This window comes from Bacillus pumilus (assembly GCF_003431975.1).
Taxonomy (GTDB): domain Bacteria; phylum Bacillota; class Bacilli; order Bacillales; family Bacillaceae; genus Bacillus; species Bacillus pumilus_N.
This window is the reverse complement of record NZ_CP027116.1, coordinates 569,536-594,816: the sequence shown is the minus strand read 5'-3', so window position 1 is coordinate 594,816 and position 25,281 is coordinate 569,536. Positions and strand designations below refer to the sequence as shown.

General features: G+C 43.5%; 23 protein-coding genes, 4 tRNA genes and 3 rRNA genes. 7 read left to right on the top strand and 23 right to left on the bottom strand.

Annotated elements, in window-relative coordinates:
• Window positions 1-35: 35 nt before the first annotated feature.
• Entirely contained in the window at window positions 36-1,958 is a 1,923-nt protein-coding gene (abc-f, locus tag C5695_RS02950) for a ribosomal protection-like ABC-F family protein (RefSeq protein ID WP_117729023.1), read from the top strand.
• 271 nt (window positions 1,959-2,229) lie between these two features.
• Here the strand turns inward: abc-f and tsaD are convergent, their stop codons facing one another.
• From tsaD to C5695_RS02890, 12 genes are all read right to left on the bottom strand, one after another.
• Entirely contained in the window at window positions 2,230-3,258 is a 1,029-nt protein-coding gene (gene tsaD / locus C5695_RS02945; RefSeq protein WP_117729021.1) for a tRNA (adenosine(37)-N6)-threonylcarbamoyltransferase complex transferase subunit TsaD, read from the bottom strand.
• Window positions 3,251-3,679, bottom strand: coding sequence for a ribosomal protein S18-alanine N-acetyltransferase (gene rimI / locus C5695_RS02940; protein WP_117732987.1), 429 nt, complete (start codon window positions 3,677-3,679; stop codon window positions 3,251-3,253). The genes tsaD and rimI overlap by 8 nt, the downstream gene beginning before the upstream one ends.
• Window positions 3,680-3,704: 25 nt before the next feature.
• Window positions 3,705-4,394, bottom strand: a complete 690-nt coding sequence (gene tsaB / locus C5695_RS02935) for a tRNA (adenosine(37)-N6)-threonylcarbamoyltransferase complex dimerization subunit type 1 TsaB (protein ID WP_117729019.1) — start codon at window positions 4,392-4,394, stop codon at window positions 3,705-3,707.
• Window positions 4,375-4,851, bottom strand: coding sequence for a tRNA (adenosine(37)-N6)-threonylcarbamoyltransferase complex ATPase subunit type 1 TsaE (tsaE, locus tag C5695_RS02930; protein WP_117729017.1), 477 nt, complete (start codon window positions 4,849-4,851; stop codon window positions 4,375-4,377). Before tsaE ends, tsaB begins: the two co-directional genes overlap by 20 nt.
• A 13-nt stretch (window positions 4,852-4,864) precedes the next feature.
• Window positions 4,865-5,842 (bottom strand): thiamine-phosphate kinase, encoded by a 978-nt coding sequence (gene thiL / locus C5695_RS02925; protein WP_117729015.1) that lies wholly within the window; start codon window positions 5,840-5,842, stop codon window positions 4,865-4,867.
• A 275-nt stretch (window positions 5,843-6,117) separates the two neighbouring features.
• A tRNA-Asp gene (locus C5695_RS02920) sits at window positions 6,118-6,194 on the bottom strand.
• Between the two features lie 4 nt (window positions 6,195-6,198).
• Window positions 6,199-6,275, bottom strand: a tRNA-Met gene (locus tag C5695_RS02915).
• A gap of 21 nt (window positions 6,276-6,296) precedes the next feature.
• Window positions 6,297-6,412 (bottom strand): 5S ribosomal RNA (gene rrf / locus C5695_RS02910).
• A 61-nt stretch (window positions 6,413-6,473) separates the two neighbouring features.
• Window positions 6,474-9,404, bottom strand: a 23S ribosomal RNA gene (locus tag C5695_RS02905).
• A gap of 182 nt (window positions 9,405-9,586) precedes the next feature.
• A 16S ribosomal RNA gene (locus C5695_RS02900) occupies window positions 9,587-11,135 on the bottom strand.
• The 16S, 23S and 5S rRNA genes sit together here with 4 tRNA genes alongside, the layout of an rRNA operon.
• A gap of 134 nt (window positions 11,136-11,269) precedes the next feature.
• Window positions 11,270-11,343 (bottom strand) — tRNA-Gly (locus C5695_RS02895).
• 11 nt (window positions 11,344-11,354) lie between these two features.
• A tRNA-Arg gene (locus tag C5695_RS02890) sits at window positions 11,355-11,431 on the bottom strand.
• Between the two features lie 371 nt (window positions 11,432-11,802).
• On the opposite strand from C5695_RS02890, the gene gltP reads away from it, so the two are divergent.
• A complete protein-coding gene (gene gltP, locus C5695_RS02880; protein ID WP_117732985.1) occupies window positions 11,803-13,053 on the top strand; it encodes a glutamate-aspartate/proton symporter GltP in 1,251 nt (416 codons plus the stop codon).
• Window positions 13,054-13,119: 66 nt separating this feature from the next.
• On the opposite strand, the gene C5695_RS02875 is transcribed toward gltP, so the two are convergent.
• Both C5695_RS02875 and C5695_RS02870 read right to left on the bottom strand, forming a co-directional pair.
• Complete coding sequence (locus C5695_RS02875) at window positions 13,120-14,172, bottom strand: S66 family peptidase (RefSeq protein ID WP_117729011.1); 1,053 nt, start codon at window positions 14,170-14,172, stop codon at window positions 13,120-13,122.
• Window positions 14,173-14,253: 81 nt separating this feature from the next.
• On the bottom strand, window positions 14,254-15,129 hold the full coding sequence (locus tag C5695_RS02870; protein WP_117729009.1) for a DMT family transporter: 876 nt from the start codon (window positions 15,127-15,129) through the stop codon (window positions 14,254-14,256).
• A 294-nt stretch (window positions 15,130-15,423) separates the two neighbouring features.
• Between C5695_RS02870 and C5695_RS02865 the strand changes: the two genes are divergently transcribed.
• Together C5695_RS02865 and C5695_RS02860 are read left to right on the top strand one after the other, a co-directional pair.
• Window positions 15,424-16,149 carry an AzlC family ABC transporter permease gene (locus C5695_RS02865; RefSeq protein ID WP_117729006.1) on the top strand — a complete coding sequence of 242 codons (726 nt, stop codon included), beginning with the start codon at window positions 15,424-15,426 and terminating at the stop codon, window positions 16,147-16,149.
• On the top strand, window positions 16,146-16,466 hold the full coding sequence (locus C5695_RS02860) for an AzlD domain-containing protein (RefSeq protein ID WP_117729004.1): 321 nt from the start codon (window positions 16,146-16,148) through the stop codon (window positions 16,464-16,466). Before C5695_RS02865 ends, C5695_RS02860 begins: the two co-directional genes overlap by 4 nt.
• Before the next feature lie 36 nt (window positions 16,467-16,502).
• Here C5695_RS02860 and C5695_RS02855 read toward each other — a convergent pair whose 3' ends face one another.
• The 3 genes from C5695_RS02855 to C5695_RS02845 form a co-directional block, all read right to left on the bottom strand.
• Window positions 16,503-17,165: an O-methyltransferase gene (locus C5695_RS02855; protein ID WP_058015444.1), complete on the bottom strand. Its 663-nt coding sequence runs from the start codon at window positions 17,163-17,165 to the stop codon at window positions 16,503-16,505.
• A gap of 148 nt (window positions 17,166-17,313) precedes the next feature.
• Complete coding sequence (locus tag C5695_RS02850) at window positions 17,314-17,499, bottom strand: CsbD family protein (RefSeq protein WP_117729002.1); 186 nt, start codon at window positions 17,497-17,499, stop codon at window positions 17,314-17,316.
• A gap of 152 nt (window positions 17,500-17,651) precedes the next feature.
• Entirely contained in the window at window positions 17,652-18,641 is a 990-nt protein-coding gene (locus tag C5695_RS02845; protein WP_117728999.1) for an aldo/keto reductase family protein, read from the bottom strand.
• 199 nt (window positions 18,642-18,840) lie between these two features.
• Here C5695_RS02845 and C5695_RS02840 point away from each other — a divergent pair, with 199 nt between their 5' ends.
• Window positions 18,841-19,734, top strand: coding sequence for a LysR substrate-binding domain-containing protein (locus C5695_RS02840; protein ID WP_117728997.1), 894 nt, complete (start codon window positions 18,841-18,843; stop codon window positions 19,732-19,734).
• Window positions 19,735-19,856: 122 nt separating this feature from the next.
• Window positions 19,857-20,408 (top strand): GNAT family N-acetyltransferase, encoded by a 552-nt coding sequence (locus C5695_RS02835; protein ID WP_117728995.1) that lies wholly within the window; start codon window positions 19,857-19,859, stop codon window positions 20,406-20,408.
• Between the two features lie 4 nt (window positions 20,409-20,412).
• Here C5695_RS02835 and C5695_RS02830 read toward each other — a convergent pair whose 3' ends face one another.
• Window positions 20,413-21,000, bottom strand: a complete 588-nt coding sequence (locus C5695_RS02830; RefSeq protein ID WP_117728993.1) for a LysE family transporter — start codon at window positions 20,998-21,000, stop codon at window positions 20,413-20,415.
• Window positions 21,001-21,111: 111 nt separating this feature from the next.
• On the opposite strand from C5695_RS02830, the gene C5695_RS02825 reads away from it, so the two are divergent.
• Window positions 21,112-21,666 (top strand): helix-turn-helix domain-containing protein, encoded by a 555-nt coding sequence (locus C5695_RS02825; RefSeq protein WP_117728990.1) that lies wholly within the window; start codon window positions 21,112-21,114, stop codon window positions 21,664-21,666.
• Window positions 21,667-21,708: 42 nt separating this feature from the next.
• Here C5695_RS02825 and C5695_RS02820 read toward each other — a convergent pair whose 3' ends face one another.
• The 5 genes from C5695_RS02820 to C5695_RS02800 all read right to left on the bottom strand — a co-directional run bounded on the left by C5695_RS02820 (window position 21,709) and on the right by C5695_RS02800 (window position 25,154).
• Window positions 21,709-22,002 carry a hypothetical protein gene (locus tag C5695_RS02820; protein ID WP_117728988.1) on the bottom strand — a complete coding sequence of 98 codons (294 nt, stop codon included), beginning with the start codon at window positions 22,000-22,002 and terminating at the stop codon, window positions 21,709-21,711.
• A 349-nt stretch (window positions 22,003-22,351) separates the two neighbouring features.
• A complete protein-coding gene (locus C5695_RS02815; protein ID WP_117728986.1) occupies window positions 22,352-23,404 on the bottom strand; it encodes an LLM class flavin-dependent oxidoreductase in 1,053 nt (350 codons plus the stop codon).
• Between the two features lie 17 nt (window positions 23,405-23,421).
• Entirely contained in the window at window positions 23,422-24,045 is a 624-nt protein-coding gene (locus tag C5695_RS02810) for a nitroreductase family protein (protein ID WP_117728984.1), read from the bottom strand.
• Complete coding sequence (locus C5695_RS02805) at window positions 24,042-24,503, bottom strand: MarR family winged helix-turn-helix transcriptional regulator (protein ID WP_117728982.1); 462 nt, start codon at window positions 24,501-24,503, stop codon at window positions 24,042-24,044. The genes C5695_RS02810 and C5695_RS02805 overlap by 4 nt, the downstream gene beginning before the upstream one ends.
• A 108-nt stretch (window positions 24,504-24,611) precedes the next feature.
• Window positions 24,612-25,154 carry a dihydrofolate reductase family protein gene (locus C5695_RS02800; protein WP_117728980.1) on the bottom strand — a complete coding sequence of 181 codons (543 nt, stop codon included), beginning with the start codon at window positions 25,152-25,154 and terminating at the stop codon, window positions 24,612-24,614.
• Between the last annotated feature and the right edge of the window lie 127 nt (window positions 25,155-25,281).

Genomic DNA, 25,281 nt, shown 5'->3' with positions numbered 1-25,281 from the left:
CTACACTTAACATATTATAGCAGAGGTGAAGTTACATGATGATTCTACAAGTGAATCAGCTGTCCAAGTCATTTGGTGCTGATACCGTTTTAACGAATATAAAATTGGAAGTCAAAGCAAGGGATCGGATTGCCATTGTAGGTCGTAACGGCGCAGGCAAATCCACCCTTTTGAAAATCATTGCCGGTCAAATGTCTTACGAGCAAGGTGAGATCATCAAACCGAAAGACCTATCGATTGGCTATTTAGCTCAGCATACCGATGTGACGTCTACACGTACATTAAAAGACGAATTATTAACGGTTTTTGATCATCTAAAAGGGATGGAAGAAGAGATGAGAACCATTGAAGAAAAGATGGCTTCCTCTACAGGTTCTGAGCTGGATTCCCTCATGAAAACCTATGACAGGCTGCAACAGGAATTTAAAGATCAAGGCGGCTATCAATATGAAGCAGATGTCCGCTCTATTCTTCATGGGCTCGGTTTCAGTCACTTTGAAGATGAAACAACTGTTCAATCCTTAAGTGGTGGTCAGAAAACCCGTCTTGCGCTTGGGAAGCTCTTATTAATGAAACCAGAACTCTTAATTTTGGACGAGCCGACCAACCATTTAGATATTGATACCTTATCATGGCTAGAGCAGTATTTGCAAAATTATACAGGTGCTATTCTCATCGTATCCCATGACCGCTATTTCTTAGACAAAGTGGTGAACCATGTGTATGAAGTCTCTAGAACAGCGATGAAAAAGTTTGCAGGGAACTATAGTAAGTATCTTGAGCTGAAAGCAGAGCAGCTAGAGCGTGATATGAAGCTCTACGAAAAGCAGCAAGAAGAAATCTCGAAGCTCCAGGATTTCGTAGATCGCAACCTGGCAAGAGCCTCGACTACAAAGCGCGCTCAAAGCAGACGCAAACAGCTTGAACGGATGGATCGATTAGATAAGCCATTAGGTGATGAAAAGTCTGCAAACTTTCATTTTGATATTACGAGACAAAGCGGCAATGATGTGCTGAAGGTACAGGATCTCGATATTAGTTATGATGAAAAGACGCCGCTTCTATCCTCCCTTTCTTTTCATATCAAACGCGAAGATAGCGTGGCACTCATTGGTCCTAACGGGATCGGGAAATCTACCCTTTTAAAAACGTTAACGAATACATTAACACCTGTAAAAGGAGACATCACTTTTGGATCTCATGTCACGATCGGCTACTATGACCAAGAACAAGCCAAACTGACATCCTCCAAAAAAGTGCTCAATGAGCTTTGGGATGACTACCCTCATATGAATGAAAAAGAAATTCGGACATGCTTAGGGAACTTCCTCTTTTCCGGTGATGATGTATTAAAGCCTGTTCATGCATTAAGCGGTGGTGAAAAAGCTCGCCTTGCCTTGGCAAAGCTGATGCTCCAAAAAGCCAATTTCCTTATTCTTGATGAGCCTACGAACCATCTAGACTTAGATAGTAAGGAAATTTTAGAGAATGCGCTGATTGATTATCCAGGAACCATCTTATTTGTCTCGCATGATCGTTATTTTATTAACCGACTAGCAACGAAAGTATTCGAGCTGTCGCCTACGGAAACAAAAGAGTACCTTGGTGATTATGACTACTATCTTGAAAAGAAAAATGAACAATTAGAGCTTGAGGCACTTCAAGAAAATGAACAGCTTAAAAAACAAGCATCAAAACCAGTAGAAACGGCAAAACTTTCTTATGCAGAAGAAAAAGAACTGAAAAAGAAAGAGAGACAAAAGCAACGCAGAATTGAAGAAATTGAAGAGCGGATTGCTGTCATTGAAGAGAAACTTAGTGAAAATGAACAGCTTCTATGTGACCCTGCTATTTTCCAAGATCACGAGAAGGTCCAAGCGATTCAATCAGAAAATGATACGTTCAATCAAGAGCTTGAATCCCTTTTCGCAGAGTGGGAAGAGCTATCCGAATCTTAAAGAGTGCCTTAACGGGTGCTCTTTTCCTTTCATTGAAGAATTTTTTATCCACAATAATACTCACAATCATTTCTTTATCATTCTTTTGAAAATCGGACTTATCCACTTTATCCACAGATATTTAATCACATATCCACAAAAAAGAAATAAATTATACACATCCACTTCATTTTAAAACAAAATTTTCAAACAATTGTGGATATATAACGTTATCATGTGAATAAATCGCTTTCATTGAAAAAGAAAAAAACCTGTGTATCCACAGGATTTTTCATTCATATGAGACAAGTGGTAAGCCTGGCTGGCCATTCATCGCCATATCGCCTCTTATTCCCTTTTCAAACGCAATCGTTCCAGCAGCAGCAATCATGGCTGCATTGTCTGTGCAAAGTGATAGCGGCGGAATGATGACCTTCACTTCAGGGAGCTTCGTGAATGCTTCCGTCAAAGCTTCTCTCAGCCCTTTATTGGCAGCGACCCCACCAGCTAGGACCACCTGCTTGACACCATAGGCCTCAGCTGCTTTTAATGTTTTCCCAACAAGCACTTCAATGACGCTTTCTTGAAAACTTGCCGCCAAATTCTCTGGAGCAATTGTTTCTCCCTTTTGAGATGCGTTGTGTAATGTGTTTATCACAGCTGATTTTAATCCACTGAAGCTAAAGTGATAAGAACCTTCTTCAAGCCATGCACGAGGAAGCTTAATCGTTGCCTCACCTTCATGTGCTAGCCGGTCAATATGAGGTCCCCCTGGATACGGAAGCCCCATCGTCCGAGCCACTTTATCGTAGGCTTCCCCCGCCGCATCATCTAATGTTTCTCCGATGACTTCAAAAGACCCGTGCTCCTTCATTAGCACAAGCTCAGTATGCCCGCCAGAGACAACAAGAGCTAAACACGGAAACTGCAACTCATCTACAAGCTGGTTTGCATAAATATGACCTGCAATATGATGAACACCAACGAGCGGAATTTGATGAGCAAAGCTCAGGGCTTTGGCTGCATTGACACCGATCAAAAGAGCACCAACTAAGCCCGGTCCTTCTGTGACAGCAATGGCATCCAAATCCTGAAAGTTCATATTGGCCTGTGCCATCACTTCCTCTAACACGATGGTGACTTGCTCCACATGATGCCTCGAAGCGATTTCCGGGACAACACCGCCAAATCGTTTATGACTTTCTATTTGCGAGGCCACAACATTCGCTACAATTTCTTTCCCATTTTTCACAATAGATGCAGCTGTTTCATCACAGCTTGTTTCTATACCTAATATGAATCGATCTGTTTGTTTACTCATTTATATTCACCCACATGACCAATGCATCTTCTCCATTATCCGTATAATAGTTCTTTCGAATAGAAGCTGGTCTGAAACCAAGCTTTTCATATAGGGACTGGGCTGGTGTATTCGATACACGCACCTCTAAAGAAAGATGATCTGTCTTTTTTTCTTTGCAAAACTCCATCACATACCGAAGCAATGCTTCTCCGTAGCCCTTTCCTCTATGCTCTGGGAGAATTGCAATGTTCGTAATTTGTGCATCCTCCATGACAATCCAGACCCCGCAATACCCAACAGGCTGATGATCTTCTTCAATGAGGAAATAATGGCTGTATTGGTTATGAAGAATCTCATAGACAAAGGATTCTTTTTTCCAAGGTGCAGTAAAGGAATGCACTTCAATCGTATACACCTCTGGAATGTCCGCTACCGTCATTTCTCGAATCTCTGCTGTGTTGAGATTATTTTTGTCCTTCAAGCCATTTCACTTCCGCTTCTGCTAAACGAATATAGTTAGGAACAAGCTGATGAACATCTTCCGCAGGACGATCTGCCCCTAATAACGCAAGCATTGAAGGTCTAGGGTTATGAAAAGCCCCCTCTGCTATTACAGCAGTTTCTCCTAAAATGGAGCGAATGTTCTCTGCATGAAGATGCACATCTTGTCCAAGAAATAGGACAGGTTTTCCTGTTTGCTTCAGCTCATCAAGCCAATCCGTGAGCAAGATATTTTGATCTCGTTTGATTTCGTTGATCTTTCCTTCTTCAAACGTGTACAGCCCAGTATAAACTTGCCCTCTTCTCGCATCAAATAGGGGCGAAATCCATCCATCAAAGTATTGACCATTTGCCGCCAATGTTTCTAAACTTGAAACAGCCGATATCGGGATAGACAGCGTCCATGCGAGTGTTTTTGCAATGGTCACCCCGATTCGGACGCCAGTGTAAGAACCTGGCCCCTTCGCTACAACGATTTTGCTTAATTCGCTTGGCACTACACCACATTCTTTCATCAATGCCTCAACAGTCGGCATCGCTCGGAGAGAATGGTTCTTTTTTAAATACGTGATACTCTCACCAATCACTGTGGAATCTTTGACAAGGGCAATCCCTAGTGTATGATTTGACGTATCAATTGCCAGTATGGTCAAATTCTTTCATCTCCTTACAAAGGGCCTCATAGCGCTCCCCTTTTGCAGTCAACGTGAGATGACGTTCTTCTTCACGTTCTGTTCTCAGCATTTCTATTTTTAAATAGGAAGAAGGCAATTGCGGTCCAATAAGATGCGCCCATTCAACCAAGCATACACCTTCGCCCTCAAAATATTCTTCGAGTCCGATATCTTCTTCGGCATCTTCCATCCGGTACACGTCCATATGAAAAAGTGGCAGTCTGCCATCGGTATATTCTTTAATAATGGTAAAGGTAGGGCTGTTGACGATACGGGTAATACCTAAGCCTTCTGCAAAACCTTTTGAAAAAGTCGTTTTGCCTGCGCCTAAATCCCCTTCTAATGTCAAAACATCGCCTGGCATCACAAGTTTGGCCAAAGCAGCGGCAATTCGTTTCGTCTCATCCGCACCTTTTGTCGTCCATGTTAATTTCACAGCTGATGTCACCTCATTTCTTAAAATGATTATACCCTTTTTTCATTAACACTGTTTGTTGATTATTGTGTGTTAATAGAACGCTTGCTGCTTGATTACCTTTGACTTGTCCAATACGGGTGATTTGAATGTTTTCTTGTCTACACTTCTTTTCAAACCTTCCCCAATTAGCCTCTGGGATCGTACCAGTTAAAACAAAGTCTTCACCACCAAATAACACCCATTCCAGCCAGTCTTTTCGCAGCATGGGTAAATCTGGATGTATTGGGAGCTTGTTCGCTTCTATCTCTATTGTCACTTGACTCGCTTCGGCTATTTCATTCAGCTCACTCGCCAATCCATCACTCACATCATTCAAGGTGACCCGCGGGAAACTTGAACAAATGTGTCCGGCAGCAATGTGAGGCTGAGGCTTTTTATGACGTTCTAGAAAAAAAGCAGCGTCGACCGCTTTGGTAGGAGCTACTTCGTTCATTAAGAGTGATAAGCCCGCTGCTGATGAACCAAGCTCACCTGTGACAAAGACGACGTCTCCTGACTGAGCACTATGACGATAACAAGCTGTTCCCTCTGGAACCTCACCAATGACGGTCACTGTAATGACAAAATCACTGCGAGTAGCGACCGTATCCCCACCAATTAAATCCATATGATAGGTGTCAGCCAACGCTTTCATTCCCTCGTAAAGAGCTGTGACGATGGTCTCATCGCCATGAGGCGGGATGGCAATCGACACAAGATAATATTTTGGGGTTCCTCCCATTGCGGCAATATCACTGACATTAACCGCCAGTGCTTTAAAGCCAATCTCAAAAGGTGAGGAAAAATCAAAGCGAAAATGGACATGCTCCACCATTGTATCAACACAAACGACCTCTTCACAATGTGATTGAGGTTGATAAACACTTGCATCATCACCGATACCCATAATCAAAGAACGCTGATGTGTTTCTTTTGGTGTGATTCGGTGAATAAGATCAAATTCATCCATAAAAAGACAGTCCCTTCATGCAAACAATTGATTAAGTAGACATGATGTCAGACATAATTAGTATTAGTGTAAGCGAATATGAGTTTCAATTCCAACTAAAAATGATATAAAGAAAGCCTGGTATGAAAAAACCAGGCTGAATTGAAATGATTTATCTTTTCTTTTTACACATAGTCTAGCCAAACACAAACCAATTCATTGCAGCTAGAACTGATGAAAAGAAAAAGACATAAAAAAAAACGAAACTATACGTTTTCGTTTACAAGTCATAAAAATGGCGGTCCGGACGGGACTCGAACCCGCGACCTCCTGCGTGACAGGCAGGCATTCTAACCAACTGAACTACCGGACCATTTTGGTTGCGGGGGCAGGATTTGAACCTGCGACCTTCGGGTTATGAGCCCGACGAGCTACCGAACTGCTCCACCCCGCGATGATATAAAAATTTTGACAAGCTTGGCGGCGTCCTACTCTCACAGGGGGAGACCCCCAACTACCATCGGCGCTGAAGAGCTTAACTTCCGTGTTCGGTATGGGAACGGGTGTGACCTCTTCGCTATCGCCACCAAACCTGATGGAGAGAATGTTCTCTCAAAACTAGATAACAATGTTCATGCTTCACATTAGAATAAAGGTTAAGTCCTCGATCTATTAGTATCTGTCAGCTCCACGTGTCACCACGCTTCCACCTCAGACCTATCAACCTGATCATCTTTCAGGGATCTTACTTCCTTGCGGAATGGGAAATCTCATCTTGAGGGGGGCTTCATGCTTAGATGCTTTCAGCACTTATCCCGTCCGCACATAGCTACCCAGCGATGCCCTTGGCAGAACAACTGGTACACCAGCGGTGCGTCCATCCCGGTCCTCTCGTACTAAGGACAGCTCCTCTCAAATTTCCTGCGCCCGCGACGGATAGGGACCGAACTGTCTCACGACGTTCTGAACCCAGCTCGCGTACCGCTTTAATGGGCGAACAGCCCAACCCTTGGGACCGACTACAGCCCCAGGATGCGATGAGCCGACATCGAGGTGCCAAACCTCCCCGTCGATGTGGACTCTTGGGGGAGATAAGCCTGTTATCCCCGGGGTAGCTTTTATCCGTTGAGCGATGGCCCTTCCATGCGGAACCACCGGATCACTAAGCCCGACTTTCGTCCCTGCTCGACTTGTAGGTCTCGCAGTCAAGCTCCCTTGTGCCTTTACACTCTGCGAATGATTTCCAACCATTCTGAGGGAACCTTTGGGCGCCTCCGTTACATTTTAGGAGGCGACCGCCCCAGTCAAACTGCCCACCTGACACTGTCTCCCTGCCCGATAAGGGCAGCGGGTTAGAAGGTCAATACAGCCAGGGTAGTATCCCACCGATGCCTCCACCGAAGCTAGCGCTCCGGTTTCCAAGGCTCCTACCTATCCTGTACAAGCTGTACCAACATTCAATATCAGGCTGCAGTAAAGCTCCACGGGGTCTTTCCGTCCTGTCGCGGGTAACCTGCATCTTCACAGGTACTATAATTTCACCGAGTCTCTCGTTGAGACAGTGCCCAGATCGTTGCGCCTTTCGTGCGGGTCGGAACTTACCCGACAAGGAATTTCGCTACCTTAGGACCGTTATAGTTACGGCCGCCGTTTACTGGGGCTTCAATTCGCACCTTCGCTTACGCTAAGCGCTCCTCTTAACCTTCCAGCACCGGGCAGGCGTCAGCCCCTATACTTCGCCTTACGGCTTCGCAGAGACCTGTGTTTTTGCTAAACAGTCGCCTGGGCCTATTCACTGCGGCTTCTCGGGGCTTTAACACCCTAAGAAGCACCCCTTCTCCCGAAGTTACGGGGTCATTTTGCCGAGTTCCTTAACGAGAGTTCTCTCGATCACCTTAGGATTCTCTCCTCGCCTACCTGTGTCGGTTTGCGGTACGGGCACCTCTCACCTCGCTAGAGGCTTTTCTTGGCAGTGTGGAATCAGGAACTTCGCTACTAAATTTCGCTCGCCATCACAGCTCAGCCTTTACGGGAAACGGATTTGCCTATTTCCCAGCCTAACTGCTTGGACGCGGATATCCAATACCGCGCTTACCCTATCCTCCTGCGTCCCCCCATTGCTCAAATGGTGAGGAGGTGGTACAGGAATATCAACCTGTTGTCCATCGCCTACGCCTTTCGGCCTCGGCTTAGGTCCCGACTAACCCTGAGCGGACGAGCCTTCCTCAGGAAACCTTAGGCATTCGGTGGACGGGATTCTCACCCGTCTTTCGCTACTCATACCGGCATTCTCACTTCTAAGCGCTCCACCAGTCCTTCCGGTCTGGCTTCACAGCCCTTAGAACGCTCTCCTACCACTGTTCGTTAGAACAGTCCGCAGCTTCGGTGATACGTTTAGCCCCGGTACATTTTCGGCGCAGAGTCACTCGACCAGTGAGCTATTACGCACTCTTTAAATGGTGGCTGCTTCTAAGCCAACATCCTGGTTGTCTAAGCAACTCCACATCCTTTTCCACTTAACGTATACTTTGGGACCTTAGCTGGCGGTCTGGGCTGTTTCCCTTTCGACTACGGATCTTATCACTCGCAGTCTGACTCCCAAGGATAAGTCATCGGCATTCGGAGTTTGACTGAATTCGGTAACCCGGTAGGGGCCCCTAGTCCAATCAGTGCTCTACCTCCGAGACTCTTACCTTGAGGCTAGCCCTAAAGCTATTTCGGAGAGAACCAGCTATCTCCAGGTTCGATTGGCATTTCACCCCTACCCACACCTCATCCCCGCACTTTTCAACGTGCGTGGGTTCGGGCCTCCATTCAGTGTTACCTGAACTTCACCCTGGACATGGGTAGATCACCTGGTTTCGGGTCTACGACCACGTACTCATGCGCCCTATTCAGACTCGCTTTCGCTGCGGCTCCGCATCTTCTGCTTAACCTTGCACGGGATCGTAACTCGCCGGTTCATTCTACAAAAGGCACGCCATCACCCGTTAACGGGCTCTGACTACTTGTAGGCACACGGTTTCAGGATCTATTTCACTCCCCTTCCGGGGTGCTTTTCACCTTTCCCTCACGGTACTGGTTCACTATCGGTCACTAGGGAGTATTTAGCCTTGGGAGATGGTCCTCCCGGATTCCGACGGAATTTCACGTGTTCCGCCGTACTCAGGATCCACTCTGGAGAGAACAACATTTCAGTTACAGGGCTGTTACCTTCTTTGGCGGGCCTTTCCAGACCTCTTCGCTTATATCGTTCCTTTGTAACTCCGTATAGAGTGTCCTACAACCCCAAGAGGCAAGCCTCTTGGTTTGGGCTGTTCCCGTTTCGCTCGCCGCTACTCAGGGAATCGCATTTGCTTTCTCTTCCTCCGGGTACTTAGATGTTTCAGTTCCCCGGGTATGCCTTCTCATACTCTATGTATTCAAGTATGGATACTACTCCATTACGAGCAGTGGGTTTCCCCATTCGGAAATCTCCGGATCAAAGCTTGCTTACAGCTCCCCGAAGCATATCGGTGTTCGTCCCGTCCTTCATCGGCTCCTAGTGCCAAGGCATCCACCGTGCGCCCTTTCTAACTTAACCATTTCTTACTTTAGAAAGAATCACTATGTGTGATGAACTTTGCATTGCATTCAATGTGAATGTATTACTTATTGTTATCTAGTTTTCAAAGAACAATCCTGTCTCGCTAGAGACATGTCTTGAAGGAATGATCCTTCAAAACTAAACAAGACGAAAACGCACACTGCTCCATATATCCTTAGAAAGGAGGTGATCCAGCCGCACCTTCCGATACGGCTACCTTGTTACGACTTCACCCCAATCATCTGCCCCACCTTCGGCGGCTGGCTCCATAAAGGTTACCTCACCGACTTCGGGTGTTGCAAACTCTCGTGGTGTGACGGGCGGTGTGTACAAGGCCCGGGAACGTATTCACCGCGGCATGCTGATCCGCGATTACTAGCGATTCCAGCTTCACGCAGTCGAGTTGCAGACTGCGATCCGAACTGAGAACAGATTTATGGGATTGGCTAAACCTTGCGGTCTCGCAGCCCTTTGTTCTGTCCATTGTAGCACGTGTGTAGCCCAGGTCATAAGGGGCATGATGATTTGACGTCATCCCCACCTTCCTCCGGTTTGTCACCGGCAGTCACCTTAGAGTGCCCAACTAAATGCTGGCAACTAAGATCAAGGGTTGCGCTCGTTGCGGGACTTAACCCAACATCTCACGACACGAGCTGACGACAACCATGCACCACCTGTCACTCTGTCCCCGAAGGGAAAGCCCTATCTCTAGGGTTGTCAGAGGATGTCAAGACCTGGTAAGGTTCTTCGCGTTGCTTCGAATTAAACCACATGCTCCACCGCTTGTGCGGGCCCCCGTCAATTCCTTTGAGTTTCAGTCTTGCGACCGTACTCCCCAGGCGGAGTGCTTAATGCGTTAGCTGCAGCACTAAGGGGCGGAAACCCCCTAACACTTAGCACTCATCGTTTACGGCGTGGACTACCAGGGTATCTAATCCTGTTCGCTCCCCACGCTTTCGCTCCTCAGCGTCAGTTACAGACCAGAGAGTCGCCTTCGCCACTGGTGTTCCTCCACATCTCTACGCATTTCACCGCTACACGTGGAATTCCACTCTCCTCTTCTGCACTCAAGTTTCCCAGTTTCCAATGACCCTCCCCGGTTGAGCCGGGGGCTTTCACATCAGACTTAAGAAACCGCCTGCGAGCCCTTTACGCCCAATAATTCCGGACAACGCTTGCCACCTACGTATTACCGCGGCTGCTGGCACGTAGTTAGCCGTGGCTTTCTGGTTAGGTACCGTCAAGGTGCGAGCAGTTACTCTCGCACTTGTTCTTCCCTAACAACAGAGCTTTACGATCCGAAAACCTTCATCACTCACGCGGCGTTGCTCCGTCAGACTTTCGTCCATTGCGGAAGATTCCCTACTGCTGCCTCCCGTAGGAGTCTGGGCCGTGTCTCAGTCCCAGTGTGGCCGATCACCCTCTCAGGTCGGCTACGCATCGTCGCCTTGGTGAGCCATTACCCCACCAACTAGCTAATGCGCCGCGGGTCCATCTGTAAGTGACAGCCGAAACCGTCTTTCATCCTTGAACCATGCGGTTCAAGGAACTATCCGGTATTAGCTCCGGTTTCCCGGAGTTATCCCAGTCTTACAGGCAGGTTACCCACGTGTTACTCACCCGTCCGCCGCTAACATCCGGGAGCAAGCTCCCTTCTGTCCGCTCGACTTGCATGTATTAGGCACGCCGCCAGCGTTCGTCCTGAGCCAGGATCAAACTCTCCGAAAAAGTACAAAACCGAAGTTTTGTTTTTCGTCAGCGTTTGACTGACTACCTATGATGTATCATAGGATTTTTTTATAAAAACTCGAATTAACAGGTACGTTTTGTCTTGTTTAGTTTTCAAAGATCATCATTTAAAATGGAGCGGGTGATGAGAATCGAACTCACGACATCAGCTTGGAAGGCTGAGGTTTTACCACTAAACTACACCCGCGTGGTTTGTATTGGCGCGCCCGAGAGGAGTCGAACCCCTAACCTTTTGATCCGTAGTCAAACGCTCTATCCAATTGAGCTACGGGCGCTTAATCAGGCGACTTAATTATCTTAACATATCGTTTTTATTAAGTCAACATCTTTTTTGAAGTTTTGTTTGCCGCATGTGTTTGAATACCAATGCTTCAATTACGTCATCAGCGACGAATAAAAATATACCACGGATGATAGGAAAGGGTCAATACATTTTTCTGAAAAAGTTTTATCTTTTTTAAAAAGTGATTTTTTCGTAGATAAATAGAGATGCAATAGCCCTATTTTCTTCTCTTCCTTCATATTTCTAATGATTCTCAAATAAAATCTTTCTAAATCCAAAGGAGGACAACACATGGGCACCTAGAATTTTTATTTATTGGAAAATTCTTAATATTTTCCAGGCATTTAAAGGAGGTTGGAGATGTTGAAAAAGTTTGTCGCTTTTCAAATCATGATCGCTTTGGTGATCGGAGCTCTTATCGGCCATTTCTTCCCTGACTTCGGTATGGCCCTGAGGCCAGTTGGGGATGGGTTCATCAGATTGATTAAAATGATCGTTGTTCCTATCGTTTTCTCTACCATTGTCATTGGTGCAGCTGGCAGCGGCGGCATGAAGAAAATGGGTAGTCTCGGGTTAAAGACGATCATTTGGTTTGAGGTAATCACAACCATCGTTCTAGGGATCGGGTTATTGCTGGCCAATGTTTTAAAGCCCGGTGTTGGGCTAGATTTTTCCCAATTAGCTAAGAAGGATATTGGTGAATTAGATGGCTATACACAGAAAGTCGTTGACTTTAAACAAATGGTACTCGATATCATTCCAACCAATATCATCGATGTGATGGCACAAAATGATTTACTTGCTGTTATTTTCTTTGCCATTTTGTTTGGTGTAGCGGCAAGTGGTATCGGTAAGGCATCCGCTCCTGTTCTCACCTTCTTTGAATCAGTTGCACAAATTATGTTTAAGCTGACGCAGATGGTCATGGTGACAGCACCTATTGGGGTTCTTGCATTAATGGCTGCTTCTGTCGGCCAATATGGCATTGTTTTATTAATTCCAATGATGAAGCTTGTCGGGACTGTATTTTTAGGATTATTCATTATTCTCTTTGTTTTGTTTCCTCTCGTTGCACTGATCTTCCGTTTTAACTACTTCGAAGTATTAAAAATGATTTGGGATTTGTTCTTGGTTGCCTTCTCTACTACAAGTACAGAAACTGTCCTTCCTCAGCTTATGTCACGCATGGAGACATACGGCTGCCCAAAAAGAATCGTCTCCTTTGTCATTCCATCTGGTCTTTCCCTTAATTGCGATGGGTCTAGTTTATATTTATCCGTTTCCTGTGTGTTTCTAGCCCAAGCGTTTGGTGTCGACATGAGTCTGTCACAGCAGCTTTTGATGATGCTTGTTCTTGTGTTAACGAGTAAAGGCATTGCAGCTGTGCCATCCGGTTCACTCGTCGTTCTTTTGGCAACCGCTCATGCAGTAGGTCTTCCAGCAGAAGGTGTCGCCATTATTGCCGGTGTTGATCGAATTATGGATATGGCGCGAACAGGTGTGAATGTTCCAGGTCATGCTGTTGCATGTATTGTCGTATCGAAATGGGAAAAGGTATTCCGAGAGGCGGCGTGGGAAGTTCCTAAAGCAGGTGAGGAAACAAAAGGGATGTAATGTTATATGAAGGAAAGGGTTCTCCCTTTCCTTCATCGTGTAGACAAACCCTCGCATTCTTTGTTGTCAGGGCTGCAAAGGTTTTCTATCACGCTGAAAAGAAGACAAAAATGTTTGCTTCAGGACCGCTTTGCCTTGTGGCTGCAACTGTACTTCTGCATATGCCCCATTAATCAGCGTCATTTGCGGCGGGACATGCCCACAATCTATATCGTAAAAAATGGGGATTTGTAATTCCTTTTGTAATTCTTCATATACATCCTGATACTGGTACCCTTCCACAGGCACATCTACTGCACTTCGCCCAAACATAATACCTGAACAGTGATCAAACCATCCTGCTAGTTTTAATTGAACAAGCGATCTCTTCACGCTTGCAGCATTTAACTCGCAGTTTTCGAAGTACCAGAGAATCGGTTCACCTTTTATGAAATTGTCCTGAAAAGCTTTGACATCTCCAAAAGGCGTCCCCGCTAGGTGGCGTATGACATCAATACAGCCGCCCATCAGTCTCCCCTTTACCATCTTTTCTTGTTGATCAACCGTTTGCCATGCAGTTGGTTCTGTTAAATGAAAAACATGTTCAATCGGATTGTCATACTGCCATTCCTTTTGATACATAGATGAAGAAAATTGGCTGATGTCCATTTCTCCTTTTGTTGAAAGTACTTCTTCCCACATGACAGTCGTTTGATCAAGCTCTTCTCCCTGAAGATCTACTAGGTTCGGCCCATGCGCAGTGGCTATCCCTGTTTTTAATGTAAATGCCAAAAGAAGTGCACTCGTATCTGAGTAACCAAGAATCCACTTTTTTTGCATTGATGAGAAATCAAGATGCTCTAACACTTCCATGAGCAGCTGCCCTCCCCATGGCGGGATGATGTGATCAATCTCATCGCATGTCATCATGTACTGAAGCTCGTTTGCTCGTTCTATGGCAGGGGCTGATTTTGCCTTCTCCTGCTGCCATACCGTCTCTCCACATATGACATCATAGCCTCTTTTTTTCATTCGTTCGCATGAGAGCTGAAACATGTCATGCAAAGATGGCTGTACACCTGAGGAAGGTGCTGTAACGCCAATTGTTTGTCCCTTTTGTAATTGTGGAAATTGAATCATCCTGTTTCCCTCCATCCTCTCTCAATCTCTGAAACCTACCTATTATAAAGAAGATGCCCCTTTTGCAAGGGACATCTCCTCTTATTCCTTTTGACGCAGCACAGTATAGACACCTGCAAAAATACATAGAATGCCAATGAATGAGCGTAGTCCCAATTCTTCTCCCAAAAGCAGCCAGCCAAGAACTGTACCTACGATTGGTTGAAAGAAGAAGAACAGACCGCCGCTTGAAGCATCCATTAATTGAAGCCCTCTATTCCACAAAAAGAATGCTAGCGCTGTTGAGATGATGCCTAAATATAGAATACCACCCCAAATCTCTGGCCTTGCCATTTGCTCCACATCTAAGTGAGGTAAACGAAATAAGACAGGCGGCGTTAAGATAATAAATGCAATGATGATCGCATATGTGGTGGTCACGACCTGAGGATACTTCCCTGGCACACGTTTCAGCAAAACAGACATAAGCGCCCATGTTAAAGCAGCGATGACCAATGAGAGGCCGCCCACAAATTCATCTGTTTCCACTTCGACTGGTCCAATCATGAGCAATACACCTGCTGTAGCAAGAAGGATGGATGCACACTTTCTAACAGTCATGGCTTCTTTTAATAGAAAGAAAGCGAACAGCACCATAAAAGCGGGTGTTGCAGATGTGATAACGGCCCCCATTTGTGCAGACGTATACATCGTCCCGATTTCCTGTGTCACGATGGACAGAACGTTTCCGATCAACCCAATCCCCACAATAAGCGGGATATCTTTTTTATCTAATCGAAAGGAATAGCCCAAGCGCCAAATGGTGAGCACCAAAACGACTCCTGCTATAGCATATCTCATCCAAACGAGCTCAAGTGGCGGGACAACCGCTACTGTTACTTTGACAACAACGTACATGCCGCCCCAAATACTTGCAGCGATTGCGAGGTAAAGGGCACCTATATATTTTTCGTTCATCTTTTCCCTCCGTTACTGGATAGTTTGATTCCGATATCCACAAACGGAGATCACTCTCCGTTATGGACGGAGGGGATTTGGTACATCATGTTCAAACAAAGGTTTCCACAGCATTGTCGTCACTCCAATTATTTTTATTTTCTGATACTTTATAACAAATTCTGGTTAACTGCAATCCTTTTTGTCTCTTTTTTCTTCATATACATAGAAGTGAAACGGCTATTGACATGCTGAATTCGTTTTCATATAGTAAGTAAAACTATAGATGGTCAGGCGGAAAAGGAGTAGAGGTCGTTGGATATTGAAGCTAGAAAACATATTCCCGGAGCAGAACACGAACCATTTCTCGAGGGAATAAAGGATTGTGTGCCAACTCTGCTTGGTTATATGAGTATTGGGTTTGCATTTGGAATTGTTGGGATTAGCGCACAGTTAAGCATATGGGACATTGCGCTTCTATCAATCTTTATTTACGCAGGTGCTTCACAGTTTATTATCTGTGCACTGCTTGTCACGGGAAGTCCCCTTTCCGCTATTATTCTCACTACATTTATTGTGAATCTGCGTCATTTATTACTCAGCCTGACGCTGGCTCCTCATTTTACACGCTACTCTGTGAAACAAAATATTGGATTCGGTCTCTTGCTGACTGATGAATCATTTGGTGTAGCGATGAATAAATTAGCGCAGCATGGAAAACTGAATAACCGGTGGATGCACGGGCTGAACATAACGGCTTATTTGTGCTGGATTGCTGCCTGTACGCTTGGCGGCATTTTTGGACATTGGATTTCAAATCCTGAAGCACTTGGCCTTGATTTTGCCCTGTCCGCTATGTTTGCTGCGCTGCTCGTTCTTTCTTTGCAAACTATACCTAAAAATAAGTTAACCCATCGTTTGTCTCTTGTTTTGTATATGATCGTTGCGATGTTTGTTCTGCTTCATTTTGTTCCTTCACACGTGGCCGTTCTGTTAGCCACCATGATTGTCGCAACGATTGGGGTGGTGACAGATAAATGATCAGTAGTTTTATGATATGGCTGATTGTCGGCTGTATGATTGTGACCATCATTCCAAGAGTCGTTCCATTTTTATTTGTACGAAGTATTGAGCTGCCTGAAGTGGTCCTTAAGTGGTTATCGTTTATTCCTATTTGTATCTTTACAGCATTAATTGCAGAGCATCTCTTCATACATACTACAGCAGGCGTCACCGTTCACTGGATGTACCTTGCTGTCTTGGTTCCGACCGTCGTAATCGCTGTTTGGACAAAAAGCTTGTCACTTACTGTTCTTGTAGGCGTCATGCTGATGGGCACAGCCAGATGGTTTTTCTAAAAGAAAAAGCTTAACCGCATGTGGTTAAGCTTTGTTTCATTTTACAATTCCGTATACAAATCCATCGTAACCCTTTTCACCAACAGTTTGAATGGCTGTAGCCTCTATTCTTGACTCTTGTTTGAGTAAATTGAAAAATTCACGAGTTCCTTGCACTCGCTCATCCCCATCAGAATCATGAAGGACTGCTCCATTTCTGACGACATTGTCTGCAATAATGACTGTTCCCTTTTTCGAGAAGTGTAACGCCCACTTTAGATAATTCGGGTTGTTCGGTTTATCTGCATCAATGAAAATCAAATCGAATGGAAGTACAGCCCTCTCCTTTAACTGAGATAGCGTATCCAATGCCTTTCCTTGCAAAATGCTCACTCGTTCCGATAAGCCCGCTCTGCTGATGTTTTGCTGCGCAATCTGTACATGGTGGCTGACAGCCTCTAATGTGATGAGTTCCCCATCCTCTTCAAGAGCACGCGCCAACCAAATGGTACTGTATCCACCGAGTGTCCCGATCTCTAGAATGCGCTTTGCATTCTTAGTTTTTGCTAATAAATAAAGCATTTTCCCTTGAGCGGGTGACACATCAATTTCTGGCAGGCCTGCTTGCTTATTATGAGTAAGAGCTTGCTCCAAAACATCATCTTTAGGAATCAACTTGTCTGTGATATACTCGTCAACTTTCTCCCACACTTGCTTCATCTCATCCATCCCCCTTGATCATGTCTTCTATTTTAAGTCTACATGATGATAGCGAGCGCGTATAATCAATTCTTTTCACACATCTATTCATTTTATTGATGAAAGACATGTCATGATGGAGACATAAAGCAGTGCCGTGTTTTCGGATTTACTCGTTCAGGTGATTTTTCAAATCCCCTTTTTTATCTTGAAGCTTACCTTTGGCTTGATCCTTTTTTCCTTCTGCTTTCAGATTTTGATGATCTGTTGCTTCGCCAAGCTTCTCTTTCAATTGGCCTTTGACTTGATTTGTTTTTCCTTTTGCTTTATCCATATGTCCTTTTTCTTCACTCATTTGTTCCACCTCCACGTTTGATGTTATTCATTTAGCCTTTTTGACAGATACAAAACATCTGAGTGTGCGATCCAAGAAACTACAGCAACAAGAAAATCCAGCCAAGGTCGGCTGGATTAAAAATAATGATCTATAAGATAGACTTAAAAGCTTTAACCTGTTTTACTCTGATCGTACTCAACCAGATCACCTAGAATTTCATCAATCTGATTCATCATCTCAGTTTCAATTTTCACCTCAGATGCTAAAGCATTCTCCCTCACCTGTTCTGGACTAGATGCACCGATAATTGCTGCAGAAACGTTCTGATTTTGCAGTACCCATGCTATCGCAAGCTGAGCGAGAGTAAGATCAACCTCTTGTGCGATGGGCTTAAGTTTTTGGATCGCCTCTAAGGTATTATTATTCATCCAGCGTTGAGCAAGGTTTTTAAAAAAAGGTTTTCCAGCAGGTGAGTTAGCACGCGAATTAGTCGGAAGTGATTTTCCTGGGAGATACTTTCCAGTAAGGATTCCTTGGGCCAAAGGCGACCATACTACCTGGCCAAGTCCTTCACGCTGACAGGCCGGTATTACATCGCTTTCAATGATTCTCCATAACATGGAGTATTGAGGTTGACTGGCAATTAGGGGGACATTTAACTCTCGTGCAAGCGCTGCCCCTCGAGTAATTTGTTCTGCTGTCCACTCACTTACACCAATATAGTTCACTTTCCCCTGTCTTACTAGATCTGCGAAAGCTAACATCGTTTCTTCCAGAGGTGTAGTTGGATCAAACCTGTGTGCATAGTAAATATCAATATAATCCGTTTGTAAACGCCGCAAAGAGGCATGACAGTTTTCCAAAATATGCTTGCGTGATAATCCTCTATCGTTTTTCCCAGTACCGGTTGGATGACATACTTTTGTACATAGTTCAATGCTCTCCCGCCGGATCCCTTTTAAAGACCTGCCTAGTATCTCTTCAGCCTTGGTGTCTGAATAAACATCAGCAGTATCAAACGTCGTAATACCAACATCAAGAGCAGCTTTCACACAATCATGGGCAGTTTCTTCATTTATCTTACCACCATGATTAATCCAATTTCCGTATGCGAGTTTACTAATTGTTAATCCACTATTTCCAAGTTTACTATACTCCATAACAATGTCCTCCTTTGAAAGAATACTTTCATTATAAAAAGAGGGTATTAATATGTATAATATATATATTCAGATAAATATATATATATTTTATATAATTAAAAATATTTCCATTAAAAAAGCGCAAAACTGTTTAATAACAATTCTTCATAATCAATTACACAATAAGCAAGGTTGAAATTTATAGGGGGCATAAAAAATGGATCTGAGACAAATACGTTATTTTATCATGGTTGCTGAAGAACTAAATTTTAGCCGGGCAGCTGAACGTCTTAAAATGGCACAGCCTCCATTAAGTCAAGAAATTCGTAAATTAGAAGAAGAGTTAGGTGTAACGCTTTTTCATAGAACAAGAAGACAGGTTGAACTTTCAGATTCTGGGAGAGTATTTTTAGAAGAAGCCCGCCGTACGCTTCTTCAAGTAGATAGAACGATTAAAGCAACACAGCTTGCAGATGACGGAAAAATAGGTCATTTAACGATCGGTTTCGTTGATTCTACTGATATTGTGATTGATATTATTAAAAGGTTTCGAGAAAGTTTCCCTAACATCCATCTTGTCTTATGTGAAATGGCTACAGAACAGCAGTTAAAAGCACTATATAAGAAAGAAATTCAAATAGGATTTATTCGTTCTAACCAAAATAATAAGATACTTACCTCAGAAATTTGTTGTGAGGAATCATTAAGCTTGGTTTTGCCAGAAAATCATCCTTTAGCTTCATTTCCCAAAGTTCCAATTCATTTATTAGCCAATGAACCATTTATCATGTTCCCACGTCATCTAGGTGCAGCTTTTTATGATTTAATTATCAGCTACTTTTTGGAAAATAGCATAAGTTTAAACGTAGTTCAGGAAGCTATTCAAATGCATACGATTGTGAATTTAGTTGCTGCAGGAATCGGAATCTCTGTGGTTCCATCCTCAGTAGAAAGCGTAAAACGTTCAGGGGTTGTTTATAGAAAAATCCAAGAAACTACACCAAAAGTAAATTTATATGTTTCATGGAGACAAGATGAAACATCAACCGTCGCTGACCACTTTTTAACAGTTGTGAGAGAAGCCTATTTAAGTTCTCAATCTAAATCATGAAAATCCAGCCAGGGTCAGCTGGATTAAAAAATAATGATCTATAAGACAGACTTAAAAGCTTTCACCTGCTATGTACACGTTTCAGGTATGATAGACATAATGGAAAGAAAGGTTGGTGTTCTATGATTATCTCTGAAAACATATTCACCGTTCGTGACTTGACCTATCGTATTCGGTCTGCTGCAATTGGCGATGCCAAGCAGTTATCAGCGCTCAGACTGAAAATTGATGGTGAAACAGAATATTTAGACCGTGAACCAGGCGAAGCCTTTCTTCATGAAAAAGATTTTGAAGTTTTGATTCAAGAGGATGCCAAGCAAAGTAGGCATTTATTTTTGGTCGCTGAAATTGATGGAGAGATTGTCGGTTTTTCAAGATGTGAGGGACATTCACTCAAACGCTCTGCTCACAAAGTGACATTTGGTATTGCCATACAAAAGGATGCATGGGGCTATCACATTGGTAAAGAGCTTTTAGCCGCTTCTATTGACTGGGCTGACGAGCAAGGCATTCAGAAAATGTCACTTCTCGTGCTAGAAACCAACCAAAAAGCCATTTTGCTATATGAGCGCCATGGCTTTCTGATTGAAGGTGTATTAAAAAATGATAAACGTCTGGCAGATGGGCTTTATTACGATACTGTTGTGATGGGCAGGCAGCGGCCAAGCTCCTGACTACTTACATCACATAGCCCCATACCATTGAAATCGCACTGTATATCAGGAGTATCCCCATGACAAACTGAAACGGTCTCTCGTAAGTAGTTAAAAAGCGCTTAAATAAAGAACCAAATAAACTCCAGCTGAATGTACCGAGAAAGCCAATAAGCGCAAGAATCAGCGTCCATATCACATACTGCATATTAGATTGGCCATATGGCAAAACAAATGTTGAAATCACAGTCAATCCATACAAAATCGCTTTTGGGTTGATAAATTGCAGCATCATACCAGGGACAAAATGATTGTAGCGGTCAAGTGTTTCGTCATCCCCGCCTTTATTTTTCATGATTTTGACAGCCAAATATATCATGTATGCGGCTCCGATGAACGCCATAACCCACCCTATTTTCGGCATCACTTGATAAAGTATGATGTTAAAGAAGCAACTCAAACACAAAATGACGAGAAATCCGATACCCACACCTAAACAAAATCGAAATGTTTGCTTAACCCCATATTTATTCGTAAAGACCATGGCCATGATGTTGTTTGGTCCTGGGGTAAAGCTGCTCACAAAAGCATAGATCAACATAGAAAGAATCATAGTTGCCGCCTCCCTTATACGTTATTAAGACTTTAAATACTTTATTGCGTATGTTACGTTTTATTGTAACGATCGGTCTTTATAAAGTAAATAGAGAAAGGAGTTTTTTTCATGGAAAATGTACAATCAATTATTTCTAAAAATGTGAGGCATCTTCGAGATCAAAAAAAATTGAGCCTCGAAAAGATGGCGGAGTTAACTGGTGTCAGCAAAACCATGATTGGACAAATTGAAAGAGGAGAATCCACCCCTACCATTACGACTTTGTGGAAAATCGCCAACGGATTAAAGGTGTCTTTTAGTGAGCTCATTCACGCACCACAGCCTGAAATCAAAGTAGTACGCAAGGAGGATGCACAGATTTTAACGGAAGATGATGGGCGATATCGCGTGTATACGACTTTTCCATTTGATGACAGGGGAAAATTTGAAGTGTATCGAGTAGAAATTGATCCTGGCGGGTCGCTGCATGCAAATGAACACATTGGCGGAACAGAGGAATTGATTACCGTTTTTGAGGGAGCGCTTGATGTATCCATTGGAGATGAACAATACAATTTAAAAGCCGGCGACTCCATTCGTTTTAAAGCAGACCGTACGCATTCGTATAAACAATTTGGAGAACAAATGGTACGGCTGCAAATGATTCTTTATTATCCTCAATAAAAAAGCTGACAGGCTTGTCCACCTGTCAGCTTTCCTCTTAATTTAATTAAATCCTGGATCACGTACAACCGTTCCAGTAAATGTGACTCTATATTTCCCTAAGCCTAACTCTTCAATAGACGATTGTTTTAAAATACCGACCCAGCCATCCTTTGCATATGTAATACTAGATGGGATGTTTGATGTCGTATATGTTCTTGTTTCTGAAACAGTTCGACTGGCCTGAACCGTTATGTCACTTTTTGCTTGTTCCTTTGCTTCCACCGGAGCAGTTGTGACTCCAGCACCCGTTAAGACAATTGCTCCAACTAAAACAGAAGACATGACCTTTTTCATAAAAAAATCCCTCCCTTTTTTTGTTGAACATATTAACCATACCATAATTTAGAACTTTCGTAAGTTATTTTTTCATTATTTTGAAAATTATGATATGATTGTCTTATGCTGGATAGAGGGTTTTACATACTTCTATGCTTTTATCCTCATCTCATTCTAGTTAAACAATTGTGAACGGAGGTGACTTTATGAAAAAATGGCTCATCTGTTTTCAGCTTGTTTTCCTCTTCACTTTGACGACCACACCATTTGCTTCTGCTGCTTCATGCCCTACAGTGAAACCTTGTGTTATTGATCCTTAAGCAACAAAAAGGTCGATCAAGCCTATTCACTTGATCGACCTTTTTCGTTATGCTTGCTCCGCTTCCCAGCGAGCAACCTCTTCTCTTACTTTAGGAGCAACTTCTTTTCCAAATAACTCAATGGCTTTTAGCACTTGATCATGTGGCATTGAACCAACTGGAACATGAAGCATAAAACGTGTAATTCCTACATTTTTTCTAAGATGAATGACTTTCTCTGCCACTGCATCTGGATCTCCTACGTACAACGCACCTTCTAATGTTCTCGCAGCATCAAACGTAGAACGCGTATAAGGTCCCCATCCTCTCTCTCTTGCTAATGTGTTCATCACATGCTGCGTAGAAGGGAAGAATTGATCTGCTGCCAGATCTGTTTCTTCCGCAACAAATCCATGCGAATGTGACGCCACGGTTAATTTCTCTGGGTCATGTCCAGCGTGCACTGCCGCTTGCTTGTACAGCTGTACAAGTGGTGCGAACTGTCTTGGACTTCCGCCAATGATGGCAAGTACTAAAGGCAGTCCCAATAACCCAGCGCGTACGACAGACTCACGATTGCCTCCACTGCCAATCCAGATTGGAAGCGGATCTTGAACTGGTCTTGGATATACACCAACATCCTGAATCGCTGGGCGATGCTTTCCTTTCCACGTGACACGCTCGGACTGCTGTAATTTGAGCAGCAAATCAAGCTTTTCTTCAAATAATTCTTCATAATCATTCAGGTCATAACCAAAGAGCGGGAATGATTCAATAAATGAACCTCTACCTGCCATGATCTCTGCACGTCCGTCTGATAGTCCATCTAATGTTGCAAAATCCTGAAAGACACGTACAGGATCTGCTGATGAAAGGACTGTCACTGCACTTGTCAGACGAATATTTTTTGTCTGTGTTGCCGCAGCCGCTAAGACGACAGCTGGATTCGATGCGGCGAAATCCTCCCGATGATGCTCACCTACACCAAATACATCAAGGCCGACTTGATCTGCTAAAATAATTTCTTCTACGACTTCTCGAATACGCTGTGCGTGACTGACTGTTTTTCCAGTTTGAAAATCAGGTGTTGTTTCTACAAATGTACTAATTCCTAGTTCCATGAGTGGAACCCCCTATCTTATAAATATGTGACGAATTCAGAGACTGGTTTTCTGTAGCCTCTCGCTTGTCTGCTTTCTACTTTTTCTTTTCCCAGTGTGATCATTAATACAGGAAGCAAATCCGACTCGATGTTCAGCACCTTTTTCATTGCTTCAGGATCAAAACCGATCATCGGGCATGTGTCCCACCCTTTATTTTTAGCGGCAAGCATGAACAGCATGGCAGATAATGAGGCATTGCGGATCGCTTCTTCCTTCTGAAAGTCCAGGCCTCTCTGTTCATAAAAGCTCATCGTCTCTCTGACCATTTCTTCGTATTGCTGCGTGTTTAAAATACCTAGCATTTTCAGACCTTCATAGATGTTCCCCGCTTGCTCATAAGCCTTTGGGTCTCCTAGTACAATAATCGCTGCTGAGGCGGAATGTACTTTATACTGTCCAAATGCAGCCTCTCTTACTTGTTCTTTGAGCTCTTCTGTTTGGACGACAACATATTGTGTGTGCTGTAAGTTAAAAGCAGATGGTGCCAGCTTGACCTCTTCAAATATACTGTTAAGCTCTTCTCTCGAAATCGAGATATTTGGCAAAAAATTTGATGCGGATCTTCTTTCACGTACCAATGTATCAAAGCTGAGCGTCATTTTGTTTCCCCCTTTTCGCGAAGATGCTCTGCACCTAAACCGATTTTTTTTAATGATTCAATGAGCTGTTCTTTTTCTTCTTTTTCAATAAAGGATAGATTTTGTGAAATGACATCTGTGTGTTTAGGGAAGATATCATCAAATAGTTGCTTCCCTTTCTCCGTTAGCAATACATGAAATACACGTTTATCAGAAGGTGCACATTGTCTTTTCACCAGCTCTTGTTTTTCTAGTTTGTTTACGACATATGTCATACTTCCACTTGGGATTGACAGGATGTCACTAATTTTTTGGACGGGATGCGGTCCCTTACTATAGAGTAATTCAAGAATCTGAAAGTTCTCAAATCCAATATCATAACGTTCTATATCTTTTTGGATATTTGTAAAAAGGGCTTGATAGGCTTTCATCCATACACGGAATAACCTTAAATCTAATTCATGTTCATGCTGCACCATGGCAACTACTCCTTTTTCAAGAAATCCTAAAACTAGGATAAATTTATCCTAACACTAGGATATTTTCTTGTCAATGAGTTTGTTTCATGAAAAAAAGACCACCTCATATCAGTGATCCTCCTCTTTTAAAACAAAATGCATTTCAGCTATCTGCTTGTATTGATGTACTTCTTTTAATGAGAATCTAGATTCCATATCCATTGGCGAAAACAGAGGAATTCCTCTCCCAATCATGACAGGTACGATTTGAAGGTAAAGCTCATCAACCAATCCTGCTTTTATGAAAGACTGAAGCAGTTCTCCGCCACCGACAACCCAAATATGGCGGCCTTCTTCATGTTTTAATTGTTTCATAAATGATAAGACATCTTCACGAATGATCTGGGTTCCTTTCAGACTATCTTGTAAAGTACGTGATATGATATAACAGGTCTTTCCTTCATAAGGAAACTCATCTGGTGACAGCTGTAGAACCTGCTCGTATGTATTTCGCCCCATGATCAGCGTATCAACTGACGCATAAAAGTCAGCATAGCTCGTTTCTTCCTCGCCCTCTGTTCCTATTAGCCAATCGAGCCGGTGATCCTCTCTCGCTAAATAGCCATCGATACTCATTGCCCCATAAAAAAGCAGCTTCCTTTTCTCGCTCAATCCCATCACTCCTATGCATGAATAAGAACATATATTCTATTTTGATTGTATCAGAAAGGAAAGACAAAGGAAATAAAGAATCATCAATTTGTTCATTTTCTTTAATTTTCCGCTGATCAATCTGCCA